We start from the raw sequence: 17173 nt of genomic DNA on the forward strand, positions 1-17173 counted from the left end.
TCGGACCGCGACGAAGAGAGATCCGGTGGACATCTTTCTCGAAGTCAACGGCAGGACCGAACAGCTGGCCGTCGATCCTGGCGTCACGCTGCAGGACGCGCTGCGCGAACGCCTCGGCCTGACCGGCACCAAGAAGGGCTGTGATCGCGGGCAGTGCGGTGCCTGCACGGTGCACGTCGGCGGCCGCCCCGTGCTCTCGTGCCTCACCCTGGCCGCGACCGTACGGCAACCCGTCACCACCGTCGAGGGACTGGCGACCGAGGACGGACTGCACCCGGTGCAGCAGGCGTTCGTCGACCAGGACGCGCTGCAATGCGGTTTCTGCACGTCAGGGCAGATCCTGTCGGCGGTGGCCGCGGTGCGCGACGACGTCGGCGAAGTCCGGGAGTTCATGTCCGGCAACCTGTGCCGGTGCTCGGCCTACCCGAACATCGTCGCCGCGGTCGAACAGGCGAAGGCGGTGAGCGCGAATGCGGCAGTTTGAGCTCACGGCGCCCACGACCGTCGACGACGCCCTCGCCACGCGGGGCACGTTCCTCGCGGGCGGCACCACGCTCGTCGACCTGATGAAGCTCGACGTGCTGACGCCCCAGCAGGTCCTGGACATCAACGGCCTCCCGTTGCGCGGCATCGACACCTCGGACGGGCTGCGCTTCGGCGCACTTGAACGGATGGCCGACATCGCCGCGCACCCCGGCGTGTACCCGGTGGTCTCCCGCGCCCTGCTGCTGAGCGCGTCGCAGCAACTGCGCAACATGGCGAGCATCGGCGGAAACCTCCTGCAGCGCACCCGCTGCACGTACTTCCGCGACGTGGCCATGCCGTGCAACAGGCGCGACCCCGGCAGCGGCTGCCCGGCGATCACCGGCGCGAACCGCATGCACGCCGTCCTCGGCACCAGCGAGCACTGCGTGGCGACCCACGCCAGTGACGTCGCGGTCGCCCTCGTGGCGCTCGACGCCGAGATCACGCTGGTCAGCGAGGAGGGGGAACGCGTCGTCGCGCTGGCCGACTTCTACCGCCTGCCCGGTGAGACCCCCGAGGTGGAGAACGACCTGCGTCCCGGTGAGCTGATCACCGAGGTGCGCGTCCCGCGTCTCGACTGGGCGAGCCGCTCCACCTACGTCAAGGTCCGCGACCGCCAGTCCTACGAGTTCGCGCTGTGCTCGGCCGCGGTCGCCCTGGACGTCCAGGACGGGCACATCACCGACGCCCGCGTGGCGGCGGGTGGCGTCGCGACCGTGCCGTGGCGACTGCGCGCCGTCGAGGAGGCGCTGCGGGGCAAGCCGGCCACCCTCGCCTCGTTCGAAGAGGCGGCGGCCGAGGCGACCGAGGGCGTCAAGCCGCTGGCCCACAACGCTTTCAAGGGCTCACTGCTCAAGCGGACGATCATCCGCGCCCTGCTGGAACTCACCGAGGGGGAACTCCGATGACCGCCCGCGTGGACGCGCCGCTCAAGGTCACCGGCCAGGCGCGGTACGGGGCAGACCACTGGTTCCCCGACATGACCTACGGCTACCTGGTGCTCAGCACGATCGCCCACGGCCGGATCGAGGCCATGGACGTCACGAGCGCGAAGAACGCCCCTGGCGTGATCGCCGTCTACACCCCGTTCGACCCGTTGGTGCTGCACAAACCGAGCACGTTCTTAGGGGAGACATGGGTTCCCCTGCAGGACCGCGAGGTCGCCTACTACGGCCAGCCGATCGGTGTCGTGATCGCGGAGACCTTCGAGCAGGCCCGTGACGCGGCCATGCTGGTCGACGCCACCTACGAGGTGCTCCCCGCCGTGACGTCGATGACCGAGGGGATGGCCACCGCCGAGGACCCGCCCCCGTCGCGGTTCGGTTCGCAGGCGGCGCTGGAACTGCTCGCGGACGGCGTCGCCTCCATCGACGACGCGATCGCGGCGAGCCCGGTCGTCGTCGAGGCCACCTACAGCACGGCGCCCCAGAACCACGCCGCGATGGAACCGCACTCCGCGATCGCCACGTGGGAGGAGGGCGTGCTGACCGTGTACAGCGGCAACCAGGCGTCGAACCTCCAGGCAGACGAACTGGCCGGCGCCTTGGGCGTCGACGGGGACCGGGTCCGCGCGGTGAACCCGTTCGTCGGCGGTGCCTTCGGCGGCAAGGGGCGCACGTCCGCGCCCGCGTTCCTCGCCGCGGCCGCGTCCAGGGCGCTCGGGCGTCCGGTCAAGGCGGCACTGACCAGGGAACAGGTCTTCACCGCCACCGCGGGCCGCGCCTCGACCGTGCAGAAGCTCACCCTCGGCGCCGACAAGAACGGCACGCTGATCGCCGTGCGGCACGACTCCTGGTGCAGCACCGCGATGGACCGCTCGTTCGTCGAGCCGACCGGACAGGGCACCTCGGGGCAGTACTACACGACACCGAACCTGTCGCTGAGCCAGAAGATCGTGCCGCTGAACCTGCCGCCGACGACGTTCATGCGGGCGCCCGGCGAGGCACCGGGGTCGTTCGCCCTGGAGAGCGCGATGGACGAACTCGCGGTCGCCCTGGACGTGGACCCGATCGAACTGCGCCTGCGCAACGCCTCCACGGCACCGATCGGCAAGGACCTGCAGTGGTCGAGCAAGCACCTCGACGAGTGCTTCCGCATCGGCGCCGACCGGTTCGGCTGGAGCGAACGCACCCCAGGCGGGCGCACCGAAGGCGACTGGCTCGTCGGGATGGGCACGGCCAGCGCGCTGTTCCCCGCGGGACGCTTCCCGGCCTCGGTCGAGCTCACGCTGCGCGCCGACGGCACCGCGGTGGTCTCCACGAGCGGCGCCGACCCGGGAACCGGTCTGCTGACGGTGCTCGCGCAGGTGAGCGGCGAGTCCCTGGACATCGCGACCGACCGCGTCACGCCCCGGCTCGGCCACTCCACCTACCCGGCGGGCGGGTTCTCGGCCGGCTCGACCGGCACGGCGAGCGCGGGCACCGCGGTCATGGTCGCGGCCGCCCAGGTGATCGACGACCTGCTCGGCCTGGCCACGGCGCCGGGCGCACCGTTCGAGGGCGTCGAGGCGTCCTACGAGGGCGGCGCGGTGGTGGGCGGCGGCCGCACGATGCCGTTCGGTGAACTCCTGCACGCGCTGGGCCGCGAGTCGCTGACCGCCACGGGGACCTCCGCACCCGGCGAGGAGGTCACCAAGCACTCCTTCGGCTCGTTCGGCGCCCAGTTCTGCGAGGTCAGGGTGCACCGGTGGACCCGGGAGGCACGGGTGACGCGCATGCTCGGCGTGTTCGACGCGGGCCGGATCATCAACGAGAAGACGGCCCGCGGCCAGATCGCCGGCGGCATGATCTGGGGCGTCTCGGCGGCCCTGCACGAGGCCCTGGAGTTCGAGGAGAACGGGCGGCTCGCCAACGGGGACTTCGCGGGCTACCTGGTACCGGTCAACGCCGACATCCCGAACGTCGACGTCGAGTTCGTGCACCACCCGGACACCCTGCACAACGCCCTCGGCGCCAAGGGCGTCGGCGAGGTCGGCATCGTCGGGATGGCGGCGGCCGTCGCCAACGCGGTCTACAACGCCACCGGCATCCGCGTCCGGCACATCCCCATCACCATCGAGGACCTGCTGATCGACTGAGCGACTCCACGGCCGGACGTCACGTCCGGCCGTGGAACGTGCGGCGCAGGTCGCTCACCCACGCCTCGGGGTTCTCCCACGGAATGAAGTGACCACCACGCTCGTGGGCGTTGACGTTGACGTGGTTGAAGTAGCCGGCCATCGGTCCGGACTTGAACGCCTCGACGCGGTGCGAGGCGGTGTGGACGCCGGGCGGGTTCTCGTAGGCGACGAACGTGAGCCCGACCGGCGCCTCCACGACCGGAACGCGGTCGTGGGCGGGGGTCCACGGGTAGCGGTTGGCGTTGGCGTAGTAGCGCAGGGACGTGCCGATGGAGTTGGTCGCCCAGTAGATCGTCGCGTGCGTGAGCAGGTCGTCCCTGGTGAAGACGGACTCGAGGTCGCCGTCGCTCCACGCGTTCCAGCGCTCCAGCAGCCAGGCGAGCAGGCCGGCGGGGGAGTCGCTGAGACCGTGCGCGAGGGTGGCGCCGTCGAGCATGTGCACGTTCAGGTGCGTTGCGAAGCGGTGGTCGAGCTCGATCGCGCGGGCGCGCAGGTCCGGGTCTTCGGGGAGTGCGCGGCCTCGGGTGAGGTCCCAGGCACGGTCACCGGTGAAGAAGTCGAGCGGCAGTCCGGAGCCGATGTGGATGCCGTGCAGCGAGCCGGCGTACTTGTGGCCGAGCTGGCTGGTGACGAGGCCGCCGATGTCGCAGCCGGCCGCGGCGTACTTCTCGTGGCCCAGCGTCTCGGTCATGAGGGTGTGCCAGAGGTCCGCGACCTTCCAGAAGTTGACGTCCGGGAAGCCGGTGAGCGGGCCGGGGAAGCCGAAGCCGGGCAGCGACGGCACGATCACGTCGAAGTCGTCGGCGAGCGGGTCGACCACCTTCGACCAGTGCCAGAACGTCCACGGCCAGCCGTGCGTGAGGATCAGCGGGACCGGGTCGCGGCCGCGGCCGGGGTTGCGCATGAAGTGGACCGGGACGCCCGCGACGGTCACCTCGTAGTGCTCGTAGGCGTTGATCGCGGCCTCGGCCCTGCGCCAGTCGAAGCCGTCGCGCCAGTAGGCGACCAGTTCTCCGAGGTAACTCGCGGGGACGCCGTAGGACCAGTCCTCGTTGCCCTCGTCCAGCGGTGGGCGGGTCACCGCCAGACGAGCGCGCAGGTCGTCGAGGACCTCGTCGGACACGTGGATCGGCGTGGGTTCCAGGGTCACGCCCCGACGATAGTGATCACACGTGGGGCCTCGCCGCGATGGGCGGAAGAGGCCTGGTCGTGGCCGCCACCTGCGTGAGCTTCGCCGTCAGCGGCGACAACAGGCGGGAGGTGACGACCTTGTCGGCGATCCGGCGCAAGGCGAGTCCGGTCCGGGTCTGCGGGTAGGCGAACCGCACGAGCCAGCCGGGGAAGTTCTGCACGTCGTCCACCAACGGCCGCATCCACTCCTCGTAGGCCACGAGCCCGTCCTCGAACCGGTCCGCCGACGACAGGCACGCCGCCAGCACGTACCCGCTGACCAGCGCGAGCGAGGCGCCGCCCCCGCCCATGGGCGTCACGCACCAGCCGGCGTCCCCGGCGAGGCACACCCGCCCGCGGTGCCACACCGGCATGCGGATCTGGGTGAGCTGGTCGACGTAGACGTCGTCGGAGACCTCGAACCCGTCGAGGACGCGGCCGGTCTCCCACCCCGTGCCGGCGTAGCGCTGCCGGAACCAGGCCAGGGCGTCCGCGCGGTCGAGCCGGGCGACGTCCGCCTCACTGGTGCAGGCGAGCATCGCGCGGGTGGTGCCGTACTGGTCGGGGCGGAGGTGGATCTGCCGTCCCCCGGTGGTGGTGTGCCAGCGCCACCGGCTGTCGTCGGAGGCCGTGCGTGGGATCGTGCCGAAGACCATGGCGATGCCGAGGTCTCGGCGGTCGACCTGGTCGCCGAAGAGCCGGTCGCGGGTGGCGGACCGGACTCCCTCGGCGACCACCAGCAGGTCGGCGGTCAGGACGCGGCCGGACGCGGTCGTGACGGTGACCGCGTCGGCGTCGTAGACGACCTCGGAGATCGTGTCGCCGTAGGTGATCTCGACGCCCGCCGGCAGGTGTTCCAGGACCACGCGGGCGAAGTCGCCGCGCAGCACCTCGAGTTCGGCGGTGGCGCCGTCCGGCCCGTGGGAGGGCAGTTCCGCGAGCACCTCGCCCCGTTCGTCGACGAAGACCGTGCCGGTCTCGGTGGTGTTCCGCGCTTTCACCGCCTCGGTCAGCCCCATCCGTTCGAGCACCTCCCGTGCCACGCCGCGGACGTCGACGTTCTGCCCGCCGTCGCGGAAGGCCTCGGCGCGTTCGAGCACGGTCACGTCCCAGCCCGTGCGCCGCAGCCAGAACGCGGCCGAGAGGCCGGCGATGCTCGCACCGGAGATCACCGCGTGTCGTGCAGCCATCTGCAACTCCCCATCAGTGGTAGCTTTGCCACAAAGCTACTTTGGAGCAAAGGCACCCGCATGACAGACGACCCGTTGACCGCGCAGTGGACTTCGGCGCAGGTCGAGGTGATGCACCGGCTGCGCGACTGGGTCGTCGACTTCGGCGAGCTCAACCAGCACCTCGCCGCCTGGATGCGGCTGCCGGGCACCGACGCCAACGCCCTGGGGCAGATCATCTGGGCGGCCGAGGCGGGCACCCCGCTGTCCCCGGCGCAGCTCGCCCGGCAGCTCGGCATGACCACCGGCGCGACCACGATCCTGCTCAACCGGCTCGAAGCCGCGGGTCACGTCCACCGCAGCAGGGAGAACGCCGACCGCCGCCGCGTCACCCTCCGGCCGACAGCGGCCGCGCGCGACCGGGCCCGGCAGTTCCTCGGGCTCGCCGGCACCGAGATCGCGACCGTCCTGCGCACGACGCCGCCGGACGAGCTCACCGCCGTGGCGACCTTTCTGGCGCGGATGACGGCGGCCGCCGACGAGGCGAACCTGCGCCTCGGCCGCGAGAGCTGACCAGCGCTCGTCTTCTTCCTAGTACCGGACGTTCTCTGTCCGCTACTCCTGCGACTGTGGTCGTACACCCAGTTCAAGGAGACGACCGTGAGCGTGATCAGCGCCCTGCACCTCAACTTCCGCGGCGACGCCCGTGCGGCGTTGGAGTACTACCAGTCGGTGTTCGGGGGCGAGATCGTGCTCGTGCCGTACGGCGACTCCCTCGCCGGTCAGGACCCCGAGCAGATCGTCTGGGGCCAGGTGCAGGCTCCCAGCGGTTTTCACGTCATGGCCTACGACGTGCAGCACGACAGGCCGTGGAGCCGGGGCGAGAACGAGTTCTTCTTCGCGCTGCGCAGTTCCGACGCGGGGGAGATCACCCGGTACTGGGAGGGCCTCTCCGTGGAGGCCTCCGTCGAGGTGCCTCTGGGGCCCTCCGTGTTTTCGCCCCTCTACGGCAAGTTGACCGACCGCTTCGGCGTCACGTGGATCGTCGATGTCATCGCCGCGTACGAGGGCTGACTCCGTCCGTGTCTAGCCGCCGATAATGTTCACTTATCGGCGGCCAGCTTCTTCGTGCTCAATTGAGTTGCGTTGCGTTGGATAACGTTAGTGCACACGTAATTCTGCTACGATATCCGCGTGGAGACGAGCTGCAACTTTCCCGGCTGTGAACGCCCCGTTTTTCGAGGTGGAGGGCCTGGCAGGCCCTCGGAGTACTGCGATCTGCCGGAGCACACGCGGTGGCGTGCGTGGAGGGAGCGGCAACGGCTGGCGGAAACCCCCGAGCAAAACCTGGAGGTCGTCACCGTGACGAATCTCCCGAGGGTCTCCGGTACCGCCAAGATCAGGGCTGAAGAGCTCCTCGACCGCTTCCGGGTGCTGTCGGAGCAGATGACGCAGACGCTCGGGAGGGCCGTCGGCGAGCTGAACGCCATGGCCGATCCGAGCGTCGCCGAGAGCCAGATCCAGGCCGCCGAGGCCGAGGCCGCCCGCAGGGTCGCGGAGGCTCAGGCGGAACTGGCCTCCGCCGAGCGCCGTCGGCACGACGCGGAGCAGGCGCGCAAGGCCGCCGAGGAGACGACGGAGCAGGCGGTGCGTGCGGCGGAGGAAGCGGACGACGCCGTGGACACCGCCATCAGCGAGCGGGACGAGGCCAGGGAGGCCGCGCGGGCCGCCGCCGAACGGGCCGAGGCGGAGATCGCCGAGGTCAGGGTGCAGGCGGCCGCGGTGGTCGAGGAGATCCGGGCCGAGGCGGAGCAGGCGAAAGCCGACGCGGTCAAGCACGCGGAACAGGCCCGCCGGCAGGCGGCGAAGGAGATCGAGCAGGCGCGCGCCGAAGCTCGGACCAAGGTAGAGCACGCGCGCGCTGAGGCCCAGGCGGAGGTCGAGCGGGTGCGTGCGGAGGCACGGGCCGTGACAGACCGGGCCGAGGCTGCGGTGCTGGCCGCGGAACAGTCGGCCGGGCAGGCTCGCGGCGAGGCGGCGGTGCAGGTCGAGAAGGCGCGCGCGGAGTCAGCCGAGACGGTGAGCCGGGCCGCGAAGGCGCGTGATCAGGCCGTGGTGCGGGCCGAACGCGCCGAGCAGGCGGCCGCGGACGCGCGGGCCGAGTTGGAGCGGACGCGCGGTGAGTTCGAGGCGCGGCTGGCGCAGGTCCGGCAGGAGGGTGCGGACCAGGTCGCGGCGGTGCGGCAGACGTTGGCCGTGGTGGAGGACGCGCGGGCCCAGACGTTGACCCGTGCCGAGCGCGCGGAACGTCAGCTGGACGAGGCCGCCGAGGAGCTGCGGGCGGCGCGGCGGGCGAAGACCTCGTCCTGAGAGGCGGCCATCTCCCGGAGCGCGGACTTGCGTTCGCGCTGGGTGAGCCGGTCCAGGTAGAGGCGTCCGTGCAGGTGGTCGGTCTCGTGTTGCAGGCAGCGGGCGAAGTAGCCCCTGCCCTCGACGACGACCGGGTCACCGTGCTGGTCGACACCGCGCACGACGGCGCGGTCAGGACGGGCGACCACGCGGTACGGGCCCGGCACCGACAGGCACCCCTCCGGTTCCTCGAGGAGTGTGCGCCGGCCGGAGGGCAGGTCGTCGAGGACGGGGTTGAGGATGTGGCCGACGTGGTGGGTGCCCCACTCGTCGGTCATGTCCCACACGAACAGCTGCAGGTCGACGCCCACCTGGTTGGCGGCGATGGCGGCGCCCTCGGCCACGTGGTTGGTGGCGAACATGTCGTCGATCAGCCGGGAGAGCTCGGGCGTGCCGAACTCGGTGGCCGCGCGGCAGCGGCGGGTCAGGATCTCTTCGCCCACGACGGTGATGCGGCGCGGTGTGCCTCGGTCGGACATGCTTTGCAAAGTAGCAGTGTTTGCAAAGCAATCGGTAGGGTGGTGCCCATGTCCCGACGGCCGCTCCCCGACCACCCCGTGCGCCTCGCGCTGCTGGACCTGCTCGCCGAACACGGCACGCTGACCTCCACCCAGGCCGCCGCGCGGCTGGGCGAGAGTTCCGGGCTGTGTTCGTTTCACCTGCGCAAACTCGCTGAGCTGGGGTTGATCGAGGAGGCGCCGCACCAGGGCGGCAAGGCGCGTCCGTGGCAGCTGCGCTGGGAGAGCGACGACGAGCCGGCGGCGGACGAGTCGTTCAGCACGCTCGTCCACGTCACGCCGCAGGAGATGGCGGAGATCAGCGCGTCGATCCGGCGCCTGCTGTTCCGCTACCGCGACCGGGGCACCCGCCCGCCCGGCGCGGTGGCCGTCACCGCGGAGGTCCGGCTGCTCAGCGGCGACCCAGTACGCTGAGCAGCGATGGACGAGTTGAAGGGCGACTGCGCCAACTGCTTCGGGTTGTGCTGCGTCGCACTGCCGTTCGCCAAGTCGGCCGACTTCGCCGCCACCAAGGACGCGGGCACACCCTGCCGGAACCTGCTGGCCGACCACCGCTGCGGCATCCACGACTCGTTGCGGTCCAAGGGTTATGCGGGCTGCACCGTCTACGACTGCTTCGGCGCGGGTCAGAAGGTCTCGCAGACGACCTTCGCCGGCGTCGACTGGCGCACCGCCGGGCGGCAGCAGATGTTCGCGGTGTTCCCGCTGGTCAGGCAGTTGCACGAACTGCTCTGGTACCTCGCCGAAGCACAGCGCCTCGACCCGCACGACGACCTGGCCTCGGCGTACACCGAGGTCGAGCAGCACACCGTCGCCGCACCCGAGGCCGTCCTGGCGCTCGACGTCGCGGAGATCCGCGCGAAGGTGAACGTCCTGCTGCTGCGCACCAGCGAACGGCTGCGGACCAGCGCGAAGTCGTACCGCGGTGCCGACCTCATCGGCGCCCGGCTGCGCAACAAGAACCTCACCGCCGCGGACTTCCGCGGCGCGTACCTGATCGGTGCCGACCTGACGAACGCGGACCTGTCCCGGGCGGACATGATCGGCGCCGACCTGCGGGGAGCCGACCTGTCTGGCGCCGACCTCGGCACGTGCCTGTTCCTGACCCAGCCCCAGGTCAACGCCGCGCGGGGTGACGCCCGCACTAAGCTGCCGGCCGCGCTGTCGCGTCCCGCGCACTGGCAGACGCGGCCGACTAGGCGCCGCTGACCTCACCATCGAGTGATCCAGTGCTCCTGCCAGCGGCTTCGGTTTGACTGAAATTTCAGTCAGGATTACCGTGCGGGTATGAACAGGCGCAACTTCGTCCAGTCCGCGGCCACCGTCATCAGCGGTCTGCTCGCCGGCTGCACGTCCGGCACCACGAGTGCGGCCCGGTCCTGGGTGATGCCCGAGGAGGGTGAGCCGCACCGGCGGACCTGGATGGCGTTCGCGGCCGGTGAGCGGATCTGGGGCCGTGACCTGCTGCCGCAGGTGCGGCGCGACCAGGCGGCGATCGCGACCACGATCGCCCGGTTCGAGCCCGTCTCGATGCTCGTGCGCGCCGAGGACCTGGAGCTCGCGCGGTCGATGATGCCGGGGGTCGAGCTGGTCACCGCGGAGCTCGACGACCTGTGGATGCGTGACACCGGGCCGGTGTTCGTGCGCGGCGGCGGCGCGGTCGACTTCAACTTCAACGGCTGGGGTGGCAAGCAGGAGCACCGCTGCGACGCGAAGGTCGCCGGGTTCGTCGCCGGGAGGGCCGGCGCGGAGCGGGTGCGCACAGATCTCGTGCTGGAGGGTGGTGCGCTGGAGGTCGACGGTCAGGGCACGGCGATCATCACCGAGAGCTGCGTGCTCAACTCCAACCGCAACCCCGGCTGGAAGAAGAGCGACGTCGAGGAGGAGCTCGCGCACCTGCTCGGCATCAGGAAGGTGATCTGGCTGCCCGGGATCGCCGGGCGCGACATCACCGACGGCCACACCGACTTCTACGCGCGCTTCGCCGGGCCCGGTGTGGTGGTGGCAGGGCTGGACAACGACCCCGAGTCGTTCGACTACGAGGTGACGCGCCGTCACCTGGAGGTCCTGCGGGGTGCCACCGACGCGGCCGGGCGGCCGTTGCGGGTCGAGGTGCTGGAGGGGCCGGACACGGTGCGGGTGCGCGACGACGACTTCGCGGCCGGGTACATCAACTTCTACGTGTGCAACGGGGCGGTGGTCGGGCCGGAGTTCGGGGACCGGCGCACCGACGCCGCGGCGAAGGCGACGCTCGAGCGGTTGTTCCCCGGACGTACGGTGGTGCAGATCAACATCGACGGGATCGCGTCGGGTGGTGGCGGGATCCACTGCACGACGCAGCAGGAACCGAAGTGAGGGAGCCGGTGTCGCAGCGCAGGACCCAGATGCTCGAGGCCGCGGTGCGCGTGATCGCGCAGGACGGCGTGCGCGGATTGCGCGTCGAGAAGCTCGCCGCGGAGGCCGGGGTGTCCACGGCGTTGATCTACTACCACTTCAAGGACCGCGCCGGGATCCTGCGGGCCGCGCTGGAGCACGTGAACCACCGCGCGCAGGCCTACACCGACGAGGTGGAGTCCGCCGATCCGCGCGTGCGGGTCGAGCAGATGCTGCTGGCGGAGCTGCAGGACGTCGACGTCGTGCGGGAGACCAGCATCGCGTGGGGTGAGCTGCGGGCCAGCGCGGCGTTCCACCCCGAGCTGCGCGAGACGTTGCGGACGACCACCGAGGCGTGGAACTCCGACGTCGAAATCCTTGTGCGCCAGGCGGATCCGGACGTGGACGCCGCCGCGGTGGCCGAGCGGCTCACGGCGTTGGTCGAGGGTCTGAGCGAGCGCTGGCACAGCGGCTCGCTCACCTTGCTGCGTGCGCGGGAACTCCTGACCGGCGCGGTCGAGCGGGAGCTGGGTTAGACCGACAGGCGCTGCTGGGCGACGGCGCGCGCGAAGCCGTCGACGTTGTCGATCATGATGTTGTGGCCGGTGTTCGGCACGGACACGAGCTGGACACCGGCGCCGGCGAGCTCGCGGCCGCCGCTGGGCGGCGCGTCCTCCGGGTAGAGGTAGACGCGCGGGATCTCCAGTTCCAGCAACAGCTTGCGCATCGTGGGCGAGGTGCCGCGCACGAGGTCGACGGCGCTGCGGTAGAGGGCCTCGCGGCCGGCCATGCGCATGGTGGCGGCCCAGTGGGGACCGACGTCGCGCAGGACGCGGTCGAAGCCGTGGCTGAGGAAGTCGGCCTCGCTGTAGGCGGCGATGCCCCGGCTGCCGGGCGCGCCGAGCGACGGGGTGGTGGGGTCGATGGTCGGGTCGACGAGCACGAGCGAGCGCACCATCTCGGGGTGGCGCGCGGCGAGCACGATGGCGACGGCGCCGCCCATGCTGTGGCCGATGATCTCGCTGCGGCGCAGCCCGATCTTGGCCAGCGACACGGCGAGGGCGTCGGCGTGGCCTTCGAGGGAGTAGGCGAAACCGCTGGGCCTGTCGCTGATGCCGAAGCCGAGCAGGTCGATCATCAGGCTGCGGCGGCCCGCGAGCAGCGGGTGCGCGACCGCCTCGGCGTAGTAGGGAGCGGACGAGGCGCCCAGACCGTGCAGGTAGACGCGGGCCGGCGTGGCGCCCGGCACCTCGACCCAGCGGATCCGGACCCCAGGTCTGATCTCGACGGCACGCATGTCTCTCCCGGCGGTAATCGGTGTGCGGACCCTACCCCGCGGCCGGATCGGCCGAGGGCGGATTCGAGAGTCCGTTCTCGGCTGATCGACGAGCCGCGTGGGTGTGGCTGAATCCTAGGGCGGCCTGGTAGCGCTCCCGAACGGGAGCACCGCGTGATGTTCGTCCTTTGTGGCGCGGACCGACAGCGACCGAACGGCGGCTTTTGGCCTCGGCCTCAGAGTCCGAGGGCCGCGCGTGCCGCCGTCACGGTCGCCGCGCGCAGCTCGTCCACGGGCGCGTCGGGGAACTGCATGGTGCAGTCCTGCATGCCGCCGAACGCCAGCACGGCGCGGGCCTGCTGTTCCAGCGTCGCTTCCGGGCCGTACACGAGCAGGGTGAGGCGGGCGCGCCAGGACAGCACGACGTCGATGAGGCCGAGCTCCGCGAGCGTGGTCAGCTCGGTGAGCAGCAGCATCATGTCCTTGCGGTGGCGGTGGTGGAAGTCGAAGAAGCCCTCGACCAGCTCGGTCACCGGCACCTCGGCTCTGGCCTCCATGCGCGCGAGGAACCCCTCGCCGTCGTCGAGCAGCGGGGTGACGATGCTGCGGACGAGCTCCTCGCGTGAGGCGAAGTGGTAGTAGAGCGCGGGTTTGGTGATGCCGAGGCGGTCGGCGATCTCCTGGAGGCTGGTCTGCTGCACGCCCTTGGTCGCGAACAGCTCGCGTGCCGTCTGCAGGATGCGTTGCTTGGTGTCGGACTTGGCCACGTGCCGAATCTTACTTAACGGTCGGTAAGTCACGGTGCTAGAGTCGAGCACTCTGGCTTACCGACCGTTAAGTAAGGAGGCGTGACGTGCGGATACTCGTTTCTGGAGCCAGCATCGCCGGTCCGGTGCTCGCCTACTGGCTCGTGCGCAACGGGCACCAGGTGACGGTGGTGGAACGGTCGCCGGTGCTGCGCAAGACCGGTGGGCACGCGGTGGACCTGTTCAAGCCGGCGATGGACATCTCCGAACGCATGGGCGTGCTGCCGCGGATCGAGGCGCTGGCGACCGGGACCACGCGGCTGGCGTTCGTGCGCGAGGGCACGCGCAGGCCGATCGGCGTGGACGCGACGAAGCTGTTCGCGGCCGCGTCGGACCGGCACGTCGAGGTGATGCGCGACGACCTGAGCGAGATCTACTACGACGCCACCCGCGCGGACGTCGAGTACGTGTTCGGCGACTCGATCGCCTCCATCGGCGACGACGGCGACGTGACGTTCGACAGCGGCGCGCCGCGGCGGTTCGACCTGGTCGTCGGGGCGGACGGGCTGCACTCGACGGTGCGGCGGCTGGTGTTCGGCGAGGTCGCGAAGACGTTCGTGGGGGCGTATCTGGCGGTGTTGTCCGTGCCGCGGGAGCTGGGGGTGCCGGGGGCGATGACCGGGCACATCGGGCCGGGGCGCAGTGCGGCGGTGTACGGGGCGCGGCACCTGGACGACGCGCGGGCGGTGTTCCTGTTCCGCTCCTCGGAGCTCACCTACCACCACCGCGACGTGCCGCGGCAGAAGGAGCTGCTGCGGGAGGCGTTCGCGGGGCTGCACCCGCAGGTGGACGGGTGGTTGTCGCACCTGGACTCCGGGCGGGCGTTCTACTTCGACTCGATCACGCAGCTGCGGGAGGACACCTGGTCACGCGGGCGGGTGGCGCTGGTCGGCGACGCCGGGTACTGCCCGGGGCCGGCGATCGGCGGCAGCACGAGCCTCGCGGTGCTGGGCGCGTACGTGCTGGCCGGTGAGCTGGGCGCGGGGGTCGATCACGAGGCGGCGTTCGCGCGCTACGAGCACGAGATGCGCGACATCGTGCATCGCAGCAGGGCGTTCGCGCTCGGGGTGGCGAAGACGCTGATCCCGGCGTCACGGCTGGGCGTGTGGGGGCTGACGCGGGGCGCGCAGCTGCTCACGGCGTTGCCGTCGTGGCTGGTGCGGCCGCTGGCCAGGCTGAACTCGCGGGGTGTGCGGATGCACGACTCGATGCGGGTGCGCGACTACGGGGTTCAGGGCGCCGGCGTACCGGCGCCCTGAACCCTCAGGTCAGAACTGCAGGCTCCACTTGTCGAGGTAGCCGGTGTCCTGGTTGGCGTTGTCGTTGACCCTCAGCTGCCAGGTGCCGTTGGCGACCTCGCTGGAGGCGTTGACGGTGTAGGTGGTGTTGATGTTGTCCGTGCCGCCGCCGGAGCGGTTGTGCAGGACGTAAACGGTGCCGTCCGGGGCGATCAGGTCCACCTTCAGGTCGCCCTGGTAGGTGTGCTTGATGTCCACGGCGACCTTGAGCGTCGACGGCGCGTTGCCGGTCACCTCGGTCACCGCGATCGGGGAGTTGATCGTGGTGTTGTCGCGGATCTGGAAGTCCGTGGCGTTCTCGAAGTACTTGCCGGTGGGCGGCGGCGTGGTGCCGCAGTACTGGCCTTCCTTGCCGATGGCCTCGTACGGGCAGTCGGCGCGGTCGAGCAGCTGCAGCACGGCCTCCTTGTTGCGGGAGGTCTGCGCCGGGATCACCTCGTCGGGCGGGTAGAAACCGCCACCGCCGGCGCTGCCGGGGTACATCTCGAAGGTGTAGGCGAAGATGCCCTGCGTGCCCCACAGCCAGTCCGGGATCGACCCGTCGGTGATGTAGAGGTCGCTGGACTGCTCGGGCGTGTAGCCGTTGGTCTGCGCCATGGACTGGCCGATGGTGGCGAACGTGTCGCGCTGGTCCTGGGTCAGGCCGGGCGCGACGTCGTCGTAGGTCCAGCCCCACGGCCACAGGATGAGCTCGCTGTAGGTGTGGAAGTCGATGGACGCGGTGATCTGCTGCTTGCCGCCGACGTTGCGGCCGCGCACGAAGTCGGCCACGACCTTCACCTCGGGCGCGGACTCCGCGCTCGGCCCGCGGTAGGTCTCCGACCCGGTGCTGCCGCTGGAACCGCCGCAGCAGCCCCACTTGTAGTTCCAGTTGCGGTTGAGGTCGGTGCCGACGTTGCTGGAACCGGCGTTGGGCTGCCGGTTCTTGCGCCACGACCGGTAGCTGCCGGTCGCGATGTCGTACTCGCCGCCGTCGGGGTTGACGTCCGGGATGATCCAGATCTCGCGGGTGTCCACGAGGCCCTTGATGCGCGCGTCGGTCGCGTACTGGGTCGTGAACTGGTTGATCAGGTACAGCGCCATCTCGACGGTGAGGTGCTCACGGGCGTGCTGGTGGTGCGTGAACAGCACCTCCGGCTCGTTCTCGTCGACGCCGACGTTGTCGCTGATCTTGAGGGCGACGATGTCGCGGTTCTCGTAGGACTTGCCGATGACCTGCTTGCTGATCAGGTTCGGGTACGCCGCGACGGCGTTGTTGATCGCCGTCGTCATCTCGGCGTAGTTGTGGTAGTTCGAGTCCGCGGCGGGGAAGTCGAACGGGCCGACGGCCGCGTTCGCCTCCATCCGCTTGGGCAGTTCGGTGACCTCGAAGCCCTGTGCGCGCAGGCTCTTCGCCTCGCGGCCGGTCGCGGTGATCACGACGATGCCGTGTTCCTCGACCGAGTCGATGGCGGCACCGGACTTGGCGAGCTTGGAGCGCTGTTCAGCGGTGCGAACGTTGCTGACCTGGTAGTTCGTCGACGACTCCTCGGCGCCGGGTGCCGCGCCGGTGGGCACGCCTCCCATGGCGAACACGACGCTCGCGGCGACGGTGACCCCGATCAGGGGTCTGAGATGGCTCTTTCGCATGCAGGGCAACCCTTTCGTACCACGTGCAGGGTCATGGCTCCGCAATGTTTAGTCCGTGTGAAGGCTCACTGTCAGCCCGCCATTCGTATGGGGTTGGCTGGTGGGATGACGCGCTACGACGCAGTGGAGGCCTCCGCGTACCGGGTGGCCCGCGAGATTTCGTTCGAGGGGCTGGCGGCGTGGCGGGAGGCGGTGGAGCCGTACCTGCGGCCGGGACGGGTGGTGCTGGACCTGGGCGCGGGAACGGGGTTGTTCGTGCGGGCGTTCGCGCAGTGGTTCCCGGAGGTGTCCGTGGTGGCCGTGGAGCCGTCGGAGGACATGCGTGCGGCGTCGGGGATGCCGATGCTGACCGGGGACGCCGCGGCGATTCCGCTGCCGGACGCGTCGGTGGACGTGGTGTGGATGTCGACGGTGGTCCACCACGTGCGGGACCTGCCCGCGGCCGGGCGTGAACTGCGGCGGGTGCTGCGGCCGGGTGGTGTGGTGGTGCTGCGGTCGTTGTTCCGCGAGCGGCACGACGGGATCGGGTTGTTCCGGTTCTTCCCGGAGGCCGTGCGCGGGATGTCCGGGTTCCCGACGGTGGCCGAGGTGGCGGACGGGCTGGGGTTCGCCGTGGCGCGGCTCGAGCCGGTGGGTCAGGTGACGGCGCCGTCGCTGTCGGCCAAGGCGGCGACGGTGCGGCGGGAGGCGGACACGCTGCTGCGGTCGCTGTCGGTGCAGGAGTTCGAGGCGGGCCGGGAGCGGTTGGTGGCGGCTGCGGCGGTGGAGACCGGTCCGGTGGTCGACCACCTGGACCTGCTGGTGCTCGACGCCGGCTGAGGCGCGTCGGCGCGCCCGGCTGCGGGAAATCGCCGTCGCGGCCGGGCGCGCTCTGACAGGGTG

Annotated in this window: 18 protein-coding genes; 12 read left to right on the forward strand and 6 right to left on the reverse strand. The window is 70.7% G+C overall.

Features of this window, described 5'->3' with window-relative positions; all coding sequences use genetic code 11:
* Positions 1-25: 25 nt before the first annotated feature.
* The 3 genes from ND450_RS09095 to ND450_RS09105 are packed head-to-tail and all read left to right on the forward strand — an operon-like array spanning position 26 to position 3601.
* Complete coding sequence (locus ND450_RS09095) at positions 26-484, forward strand: (2Fe-2S)-binding protein (RefSeq protein ID WP_253325697.1); 459 nt, start codon at positions 26-28, stop codon at positions 482-484.
* The gene (locus ND450_RS09100; RefSeq protein ID WP_253325698.1) at positions 471-1433 is read left to right on the forward strand and encodes a xanthine dehydrogenase family protein subunit M; all 963 of its coding nucleotides are present in this window, start codon (positions 471-473) and stop codon (positions 1431-1433) included. Before ND450_RS09095 ends, ND450_RS09100 begins: the two co-directional genes overlap by 14 nt.
* Positions 1430-3601, forward strand: a complete 2172-nt coding sequence (locus ND450_RS09105; RefSeq protein WP_253325699.1) for a xanthine dehydrogenase family protein molybdopterin-binding subunit — start codon at positions 1430-1432, stop codon at positions 3599-3601. The genes ND450_RS09100 and ND450_RS09105 overlap by 4 nt, the downstream gene beginning before the upstream one ends.
* Before the next feature lie 19 nt (positions 3602-3620).
* On the opposite strand, the gene ND450_RS09110 is transcribed toward ND450_RS09105, so the two are convergent.
* Both ND450_RS09110 and ND450_RS09115 read right to left on the reverse strand, forming a co-directional pair.
* Positions 3621-4793: an epoxide hydrolase family protein gene (locus tag ND450_RS09110; protein ID WP_253325700.1), complete on the reverse strand. Its 1173-nt coding sequence runs from the start codon at positions 4791-4793 to the stop codon at positions 3621-3623.
* Between the two features lie 16 nt (positions 4794-4809).
* Positions 4810-6003: an FAD-dependent monooxygenase gene (locus ND450_RS09115; protein WP_253325701.1), complete on the reverse strand. Its 1194-nt coding sequence runs from the start codon at positions 6001-6003 to the stop codon at positions 4810-4812.
* A gap of 60 nt (positions 6004-6063) precedes the next feature.
* Between ND450_RS09115 and ND450_RS09120 the strand changes: the two genes are divergently transcribed.
* From ND450_RS09120 to ND450_RS09130, 3 genes are all read left to right on the forward strand, one after another.
* Positions 6064-6555 carry a MarR family winged helix-turn-helix transcriptional regulator gene (locus tag ND450_RS09120; protein WP_253325702.1) on the forward strand — a complete coding sequence of 164 codons (492 nt, stop codon included), beginning with the start codon at positions 6064-6066 and terminating at the stop codon, positions 6553-6555.
* A gap of 87 nt (positions 6556-6642) precedes the next feature.
* A complete protein-coding gene (locus tag ND450_RS09125) occupies positions 6643-7056 on the forward strand; it encodes a VOC family protein (RefSeq protein WP_253325703.1) in 414 nt (137 codons plus the stop codon).
* 288 nt (positions 7057-7344) lie between these two features.
* Positions 7345-8352, forward strand: coding sequence for a hypothetical protein (locus ND450_RS09130; protein ID WP_253325704.1), 1008 nt, complete (start codon positions 7345-7347; stop codon positions 8350-8352).
* Here the strand turns inward: ND450_RS09130 and def are convergent.
* Positions 8292-8870, reverse strand: a complete 579-nt coding sequence (def, locus tag ND450_RS09135) for a peptide deformylase (protein ID WP_253325705.1) — start codon at positions 8868-8870, stop codon at positions 8292-8294. The two genes, ND450_RS09130 and def, sit on opposite strands and share 61 nt — an antisense overlap.
* A 48-nt stretch (positions 8871-8918) precedes the next feature.
* Between def and ND450_RS09140 the strand changes: the two genes are divergently transcribed.
* From ND450_RS09140 to ND450_RS09155, 4 genes are all read left to right on the forward strand, one after another.
* Positions 8919-9323 (forward strand): helix-turn-helix domain-containing protein, encoded by a 405-nt coding sequence (locus ND450_RS09140; protein ID WP_253325706.1) that lies wholly within the window; start codon positions 8919-8921, stop codon positions 9321-9323.
* Positions 9324-9329: 6 nt separating this feature from the next.
* Complete coding sequence (locus ND450_RS09145) at positions 9330-10118, forward strand: pentapeptide repeat-containing protein (RefSeq protein ID WP_253325707.1); 789 nt, start codon at positions 9330-9332, stop codon at positions 10116-10118.
* Between the two features lie 78 nt (positions 10119-10196).
* Positions 10197-11264, forward strand: a complete 1068-nt coding sequence (locus tag ND450_RS09150) for an agmatine/peptidylarginine deiminase (RefSeq protein ID WP_253325708.1) — start codon at positions 10197-10199, stop codon at positions 11262-11264.
* Positions 11265-11293: 29 nt separating this feature from the next.
* A complete protein-coding gene (locus ND450_RS09155; RefSeq protein WP_371927760.1) occupies positions 11294-11818 on the forward strand; it encodes a TetR/AcrR family transcriptional regulator in 525 nt (174 codons plus the stop codon).
* Here ND450_RS09155 and ND450_RS09160 read toward each other — a convergent pair.
* Both ND450_RS09160 and ND450_RS09165 read right to left on the reverse strand, forming a co-directional pair.
* The gene (locus ND450_RS09160) at positions 11815-12579 is read right to left on the reverse strand and encodes an alpha/beta fold hydrolase (RefSeq protein ID WP_253325710.1); all 765 of its coding nucleotides are present in this window, start codon (positions 12577-12579) and stop codon (positions 11815-11817) included. The two genes, ND450_RS09155 and ND450_RS09160, sit on opposite strands and share 4 nt — an antisense overlap.
* Positions 12580-12794: 215 nt before the next feature.
* The gene (locus ND450_RS09165) at positions 12795-13325 is read right to left on the reverse strand and encodes a TetR/AcrR family transcriptional regulator (RefSeq protein ID WP_089920746.1); all 531 of its coding nucleotides are present in this window, start codon (positions 13323-13325) and stop codon (positions 12795-12797) included.
* Positions 13326-13411: 86 nt separating this feature from the next.
* Here ND450_RS09165 and ND450_RS09170 point away from each other — a divergent pair, with 86 nt between their 5' ends.
* Positions 13412-14623, forward strand: a complete 1212-nt coding sequence (locus tag ND450_RS09170; protein ID WP_253325711.1) for an FAD-dependent monooxygenase — start codon at positions 13412-13414, stop codon at positions 14621-14623.
* A 9-nt stretch (positions 14624-14632) separates the two neighbouring features.
* Here the strand turns inward: ND450_RS09170 and ND450_RS09175 are convergent, their stop codons facing one another.
* Positions 14633-16291 carry a M14 family metallopeptidase gene (locus tag ND450_RS09175; protein WP_253325712.1) on the reverse strand — a complete coding sequence of 553 codons (1659 nt, stop codon included), beginning with the start codon at positions 16289-16291 and terminating at the stop codon, positions 14633-14635.
* A 105-nt stretch (positions 16292-16396) separates the two neighbouring features.
* On the opposite strand from ND450_RS09175, the gene ND450_RS09180 reads away from it, so the two are divergent.
* Complete coding sequence (locus ND450_RS09180) at positions 16397-17110, forward strand: class I SAM-dependent methyltransferase (protein ID WP_253325713.1); 714 nt, start codon at positions 16397-16399, stop codon at positions 17108-17110.
* Positions 17111-17173: the final 63 nt, after the last annotated feature.

The organism is Lentzea sp. HUAS12 (assembly GCF_024125735.1).
In the GTDB taxonomy this organism is placed as follows: Bacteria; Actinomycetota; Actinomycetes; order Mycobacteriales; family Pseudonocardiaceae; genus Lentzea; species Lentzea albida.

Coding starts and splice junctions, on each gene's coding strand:
- ND450_RS09180 (WP_253325713.1), top strand. CDS start 16,397: ATGACGCGCTACGACGCAGTGGAGGCCTCCGCGTACCGGGTGGCCCGC.
- ND450_RS09150 (WP_253325708.1), top strand. CDS start 10,197: ATGAACAGGCGCAACTTCGTCCAGTCCGCGGCCACCGTCATCAGCGGT.
- ND450_RS09115 (WP_253325701.1), bottom strand. CDS start 6,003: ATGGCTGCACGACACGCGGTGATCTCCGGTGCGAGCATCGCCGGCCTC.
- ND450_RS09155 (WP_371927760.1), top strand. CDS start 11,294: ATGCTCGAGGCCGCGGTGCGCGTGATCGCGCAGGACGGCGTGCGCGGA.
- def (WP_253325705.1), bottom strand. CDS start 8,870: ATGTCCGACCGAGGCACACCGCGCCGCATCACCGTCGTGGGCGAAGAG.
- ND450_RS09140 (WP_253325706.1), top strand. CDS start 8,919: ATGTCCCGACGGCCGCTCCCCGACCACCCCGTGCGCCTCGCGCTGCTG.
- ND450_RS09120 (WP_253325702.1), top strand. CDS start 6,064: ATGACAGACGACCCGTTGACCGCGCAGTGGACTTCGGCGCAGGTCGAG.
- ND450_RS09160 (WP_253325710.1), bottom strand. CDS start 12,579: ATGCGTGCCGTCGAGATCAGACCTGGGGTCCGGATCCGCTGGGTCGAG.
- ND450_RS09175 (WP_253325712.1), bottom strand. CDS start 16,291: ATGCGAAAGAGCCATCTCAGACCCCTGATCGGGGTCACCGTCGCCGCG.
- ND450_RS09105 (WP_253325699.1), top strand. CDS start 1,430: ATGACCGCCCGCGTGGACGCGCCGCTCAAGGTCACCGGCCAGGCGCGG.
- ND450_RS09100 (WP_253325698.1), top strand. CDS start 471: ATGCGGCAGTTTGAGCTCACGGCGCCCACGACCGTCGACGACGCCCTC.
- ND450_RS09145 (WP_253325707.1), top strand. CDS start 9,330: ATGGACGAGTTGAAGGGCGACTGCGCCAACTGCTTCGGGTTGTGCTGC.